The 6155-nt window shown below is 74.9% G+C and carries 5 protein-coding genes; all 5 read left to right on the top strand.

Going from position 1 to position 6155, the window contains the following annotated elements; all coding sequences use genetic code 11:
- Nucleotides 1–394 precede the first annotated feature (394 nt).
- The gene (locus HDC93_RS26695; RefSeq protein ID WP_185013355.1) at nucleotides 395–1198 is read left to right on the top strand and encodes a ComEA family DNA-binding protein; all 804 of its coding nucleotides are present in this window, start codon (nucleotides 395–397) and stop codon (nucleotides 1196–1198) included.
- On the top strand, nucleotides 1195–3900 hold the full coding sequence (locus HDC93_RS26690; RefSeq protein ID WP_185013354.1) for a ComEC/Rec2 family competence protein: 2706 nt from the start codon (nucleotides 1195–1197) through the stop codon (nucleotides 3898–3900). Before HDC93_RS26695 ends, HDC93_RS26690 begins: the two co-directional genes overlap by 4 nt.
- Before the next feature lie 4 nt (nucleotides 3901–3904).
- The gene (locus HDC93_RS26685) at nucleotides 3905–4735 is read left to right on the top strand and encodes an arylamine N-acetyltransferase (protein ID WP_185013353.1); all 831 of its coding nucleotides are present in this window, start codon (nucleotides 3905–3907) and stop codon (nucleotides 4733–4735) included.
- A gap of 172 nt (nucleotides 4736–4907) precedes the next feature.
- Nucleotides 4908–5789 carry a YceI family protein gene (locus tag HDC93_RS26680; RefSeq protein ID WP_185013352.1) on the top strand — a complete coding sequence of 294 codons (882 nt, stop codon included), beginning with the start codon at nucleotides 4908–4910 and terminating at the stop codon, nucleotides 5787–5789.
- A gap of 38 nt (nucleotides 5790–5827) precedes the next feature.
- On the top strand, nucleotides 5828–6073 hold the full coding sequence (locus HDC93_RS26675) for a hypothetical protein (RefSeq protein WP_185013351.1): 246 nt from the start codon (nucleotides 5828–5830) through the stop codon (nucleotides 6071–6073).
- Nucleotides 6074–6155: the final 82 nt, after the last annotated feature.

Genomic DNA, 6155 nt, shown 5'->3' with positions numbered 1-6155 from the left:
CGCAGGGCAGGCGGAGCGCGCAGGGCAGGCGGGGCGCGCAGGGCAGGCGGAGCAGGCAGAGCGGGCGGGGCACGCAGGGCAGGCGGAGCGCGCAGGGCAGGCGGGGCGCGCAGGGCAGGCGGAGCAGGCAGAGCGGGCGGGGCACGCAGGGCAGGCGGAGCGCGCAGGACACGCGGGGCGCGCAGGGCAGGCGGAGCAGGCAGAGTGGGCGGAGCACGCAGGGTCGGCCGGGCCTCCTGGGCGGGCCGAGCCGGTCGAACCGGCCGGGGAGCGGCGGGAGTCGGGGCAGGGACCGCCGGGCTGGGTCGGCCTCGACGAGACTCCGCGAGGACGTGGTGGCCGCCCCGCGCTCGCGGAGCCCACGGGTGGTCTCCCCGACCTGGAGGCGGAACCCATGGGCAGTCTCCAGGACCAGGACGGCCGCGCGGGTGGGGGAGTCTGGCGGGAGCGGGCCGGGTCGGCGCTGCGGGAGCGCATGCCCCTGTGGTTGCAGGCCCGGTGCGGTCTGGAGCGGCGCAGCGTGCTGGCGCTGGCGGTGGTGCTCGTCGTCGCCGCGGTCTTCGCCGTGCAGCACTTCTGGGCAGGCCGAACCCAGTCCGTGCGGCCGCCGGAGGTGGTGCGGGCGGCGGTGCCGTACGGGGAGGGGCAGGAGAGCGGGCAGACCGGAGGGAAGGACGGCCCGGGCGCCGCGAGGGCGCCTGCCGGTGCCGCTTCGGGGGCTTCCGCCGGGTCCGTGAAGGCGGGGGCGCCCGAGATCGTCGTGGATGTGGGCGGCAAGGTGCGTGACCCAGGGATCCACCGGCTGCCGGCCGGCTCGCGGGTCGCGGACGCGCTGCACGCGGCGGGCGGGGTGAAGCCCGGCACGGACACCGACGGGCTCAACCGCGCCCGGTTCCTCGTGGACGGCGAGCAGGTGATCGTCGGAGGGCCGGCTCCCGCACCGGCTCCCGGGGCGGGCGGTGGTTCCGCTCCGGGCGGCCCGGCCGGTGGGGTGGCCGCGCCGGCCGCCCCCATCCCCCTCAACACGGCCACCGTGGACCAACTGGACACCCTGCCGGGGGTGGGCCCGGTGCTGGCGCAGCACATCATCGACTACCGCACACAGCACGGCGGTTTCCGTTCCGTGGACGAGTTGCGCGAGGTGAACGGCATCGGCGACCGCCGCTTCGCCGACCTGCGCGACCTCGTACGGCCATGAGGAGCCCCTCCGGCCCGCCGGTGCGGCAGGACGAGCCCGCGTCCGGGCTCGGTCCCACCCGGTCGCCCGTGCACGCCTCGTCCGGCACCCGTCTCGGCACCGCCCGGCCACGCCAGGAGGGCCCGACCGACCTGCGGCTCGTACCACCCGCCCTCGCGGCCTGGGGCACAGCGGCGCTGGTGCTGGACGCGCATCCGGCGTGGGCGCTCGGCCTCGTGACCGGCTGCCTCGTGCTGGGCTGCCTGGTGGCCGTCGGACTGCCGCCGTCGGCCCGGCGGACCCGCCGGGCGCGGGTGGCGTCATGGCCGCGCGCCTCCGCCGTCGCCCTGCTGCTGTGTGTCGCGGCGGCTGCCGCCTCGGCCGGTCTGCACGGGGCGGATCTGCGCCGGGGTCCGGTGCCCGGTCTGGCGCGGGAGTACGCGGCGGTGACGGCCGAGGTCGAGCTCTCGTCCGACCCTCGGCTCACCCGGCCGAAGGTCAGAGGCGATCACGTGGCCCCGAAGGCCGTGCTGATCGACGCCGATGTGCTGCGCGTCCAGGAGGCGGGCGGCACTGCGGTGACGACACGGGCGCCGGTGCTGGTGATCGTGGACGTGGACGCGGCCCCGCCCGGTCGTTTCACCGATGGGCGGGGCCGGTCACCGTGGCTCGGCCTGCTGCCGTCGACGCGGCTGCGGGTCAGTGCCCGGCTGGCGCCCGCGATGACGGGCGGCGACCGGGTAGCGGCCGTGCTGCGGGTGCGGAACCAGGGCGAACCGGAGGTGGTGGGAGAGCCCTCGGGGCCGCAGCGGCTCGCCGGGCGGCTGCGCGCCGGGCTGCGGGAGGCGACCGACGGGCTGCCGGCGGACCCCCGGGCGCTGCTGCCCGGCCTGGTGGTCGGAGACACCTCGCGGATCACTCCGGAGCTGGAGGAGGCGTTCAAGGAGACCGACCTCACGCACACGCTGGCCGTGTCAGGGGCCAACTTCACGATCCTCCTCGCGCTGCTGCTCGGCCCGCCGGGCCTGGCACAGCACGTCGAGCGGCGGGGCCTGGCGCCCCGGCTCGGCATCTCCCTGCGCGGGACGGCGGTGCTCGGGGGCGTGCTCTCGCTCGGGTTCGTCATCGTGTGCCGACCGGATCCGAGCGTGGTGCGCGCCGCGGCCTGCGGAGCCGTGGCGCTGCTCGCCCTGGCGACCGGCCGGCGGAGGTCGATGATCCCGGCGCTGGCGACGGCGGTTCTGCTGCTGGTGCTGTACGACCCGTGGCTGGCGCGGAGTTACGGATTCCTGCTGTCCGTCGTGGCGACCGGTGCCCTGCTCACACTCGCGCCGCGCTGGAGCGCCGGACTGCGACGGCGCGGAGTACCGCCGCGACTGGCCGAGGCGCTGGGCGCCGCCGCGGCCGCCCAGGCGCTGTGCGCGCCCATCGTCGCCGTGCTGTCGGCGCGGGTGAGTCTGGTGGCGGTGCCGTGCAATCTGCTCGCGGAGTTCGCGATCGCGCCGGCGACCGTGCTGGGGTTCGCGGCGCTGGCCGCGGCGCCGGTGGCGATGCCGGTGGCCGAGGCCCTCGCGTGGTGCGCGCACTGGCCCGCCGGATGGATCGCGCGGATCGCCCGGGCGGGGGCGGCGCTGCCGGGCGGGGGAGTGGACTGGCCGGGCAGTTGGGCGGGCGCGGCGCTGCTCCTGGCCGCGACCCTCGTCGTGGTGCTCGTCGGGCGGCGGCTGCTCGGACATCCCTGGTGGTGCGCGGCCTGCGGACTGCTGCTGGCGCTGGCGGTGGTGCAGCCGCCGCCGCTGACCCGGGCGGTCACGGGCTGGCCGCCACCGGGCTGGCGGCTGGTGATGTGTGACGTGGGGCAGGGCGACGCCATGGTGCTCGCGGCGGGCGCGGGGACCGGCGTGGTGGTGGACGCCGGGCCCGACCCGCAACTCGTCGACCGCTGTCTGCGCTCACTGGGCATCAGCAGGATCCCGCTGGTCGTGCTCACCCACTTTCACGCCGATCACGTGGCCGGCCTGCCCGGGGTGCTGCGGGGCCGGGCCGTGGGCGCGATCGAGACGACGGGGTTCGAAGAGCCCGCCGAACAGGCCGCGTTCGTGCGGAGACTGGCGGCGGCTCGGCGGATCCCCCTGACGCGGGCGGCGGCCGGGGAGCAGCGGCGGACGGGGGAGTTGTCCTGGCAGGTGGTGTGGCCGCCCCCGAGCCCGCCGCCGGACTCGCCTTCGCGGACACCGCCGGACTCGCCTTCGCGGACACCGCCGGACTCGCCTTCGCGGACACCGCCGGACTCGCCTTCGCGGACACCGCCCGGGACACCTCCGGGAGTCTTTCCGGTCCGTCCGCCGGCGCCGGAGGGGCCGAACGACGCCAGCGTCGCCATGCTGGTCCGCACGGCCGGACTGCGCCTGCTGCTCCTGGGGGACCTGGAGCCCCCGGCGCAGCGGGCGCTGGCGAGATCACCCGCGGCCGAGGCACTGGAGGGTGTGGACGTCCTGAAGGTGGCCCACCACGGCTCCGCCTACCAGGACCCAGGGCTCCTACGCCGGGCGGCCCCGCGGCTGGCCCTCATCTCCTGCGGCGAGGACAACTCGTACGGGCACCCGGCGCCCGGTACGGTCGCGGCGCTGCGCGCCGGGGGCGCGGCGGTGCTGCGGACGGACCGGGACGGCGCGCTCGCGGTCGCAGGAGGGGGCGGAGAGCTGAGGGTGGCGCGAGACTGAGGGCATGAACTCAGCACAGGTTGATGCCTATCTCCGCCGACTGGGAGCCGAGCACCCGGCGTGGCCCACCGTCGACGCGCTGCGCGAACTGCACCTGCGTCACCTGCGGACCGTGCCGTTCGAGAACCTGTCGATCCATCTGGGCGAGGAGATCGTGCTGGAGGAGAAGCGGCTGCTGGACAAGGTGGTGGGCGCGCGGCGGGGCGGATTCTGCTACGAACTCAACGGCTCCTTCGGGGCGTTGCTCGCGGCGCTGGGGTACGACGTGGCGCTGCTGGCGGCGCGGGTGTACGGGGAGGAGGGGCGGCTCGGGATCCCGTACGACCATCTCGCGCTGCGGGTACGGACGGTGGACGGGGGCGACTGGCTGGCCGATGTCGGGTTCGGGGCGCACAGCCACCTTCCGCTGGCGTTCGGGGGCCGGGGTGAGCAGAAGGATCCCGGGGGCACGTTCCGGATCGTCGAGGCGGGGCCGGACGCGGCCGGGGTGCGCGGCGGGCACGGCACGGTGGAGGCGGCGGACCTGGACGTGTTCCGGGATGGCAGAGCGCAGTACCGCCTGGAGGCGCGGCCGCGGGTGCTCGGTGACTTCGTGGCCGGGGCGTGGTGGCACAGCACGTCGTCGGTGTCGCATTTCACGCGGTCGCTGGTCTGTTCGCGGGTGACGGAGGAGGGAGGGCGGATCACGCTCAGCGGGCGCAGACTCACGGTGACGGCGGCCGACGGGACGCGGGAGGAGCGGGAGCTGGAGGCCGACGAGGAGATCCTCGGGGTGTACCGGGAGCGGTTCGGGATCGAGCTCGACAAGGTGCCGACGCTGCGAAATCCCGCGTAGACGTCCATATCGGCCACACGGGGCTACTCGTGCGTAGTGCCAGCACATGTGCTGGATTCCCGTGATGTGGTCCCGTGTTGCCCCGAAAGCCTCACCGGTGGTCGAATGCTTCTTCGGCAAGTGTGATCAACAGTGATCAACAGGCGATTTCGAGCCACTCAGGGAGTCGTGGATGATCGGCCGCTGGCGGGGAAGCCGCACCGACCGGGTGCAACGAACCAGTCCCCTGGCGGCGGTGCCGATCCCGCCCAGTGCGGGGGTGCTGGCCTGCCGGGTGCTGGACCCGGTCAACGAACCGGTCAGACATGCGGAGTTCGCGGTCACGGACGCCGTGGGGCGGCCGGTGGTCAGCGGGGGAGCGGATCCGTACGGGTCGTTCGTGACGACCGTGCCCGCCGGGGAGTACCGGCTCGCGGTGTCGGCGGAGGGGTACACGCCGTACCGGGCGACCACGCAGGTCGCCGAGAACGCGCTCGCGTCGCTCGGGGACGTGATGCTGCAGGTGGCCCGGCCGCCGGAGCTTCCCGATGCCGGTGACTGGGAGATCGAGTCGGCGCACTCCTCGATCGGCTTCACCGCGCGGCACATCGGACTGGCCCGGATCCACGGGCGGTTCAAGTCGTTCGCGGGGGTCATACGCGTCGCCGATCCGGTGGAGCGGTCGGCGATGCACGTGGTGATCGACGCGGCGTCCATCGACACCGACATGAGGATGCGCGACGACCATTTGCGCTCGGCGGACTTCCTGGACGTCGAGAACTTCCCGACGCTGGAGTTCTACAGCGAACGGTTCGTGCACAAGGGCGGCAACCGGTGGGCCGTGACCGGGGCGCTGTCGCTGCACGGCGTGACACGGACGGTCACGCTGGACACGGAGTACCTGGGGCTGGGCAACGGCATGGAGGGCGAGGTGCGGGCGGCCTGCCGGGCCACGACCGAGCTGCACCGGGACGACTTCACCGTGAGCTGGCAGACCATGCTGGCGCGGGGCATCGCGGTCGTGGGGCCGAGCATCAGGGTCGACCTCGATGTGCAGGTCGTCCGCAAGGGCTGAGCGGCCGGGCCGCGAGGCGGTGTCGGACAATGTCCGGCGTGAGTGATGTGCGACATGTGCTGGTGCTGCCCGACCGTGATGCCGCCGAAGAGGTGGTGGAGGCGCTCCGGGAGCGGTTCGGGGTCGTCGAGGAGCCGCAGCTGGTGCGGGACGCGCTGGCCGGCGAGGACGATGCCGAGGACGCGCAATGGCTGGTCGTCCTGCGGGACGAGGACGAGCGGCTGGATCCCGGAGAGCTGGACGGGCTGGCCGGCGAGTGGGAGGGCTGGCGGGAGGAGCCGTAGCGGCCCCCGGTCCCGCGTGCGCGCACGGACCGGTCCTGGCGTGCGCACGGCCCGGTCCATGAGGACCACGGCCCGGTCCATG

This window comes from Streptomyces sp. AK010, assembly GCF_014207295.1.
Lineage (GTDB): Bacteria > Actinomycetota > Actinomycetes > Streptomycetales > Streptomycetaceae > Streptomyces > Streptomyces massasporeus.
This window is presented reverse-complemented; position numbering and strand designations above follow the sequence as displayed.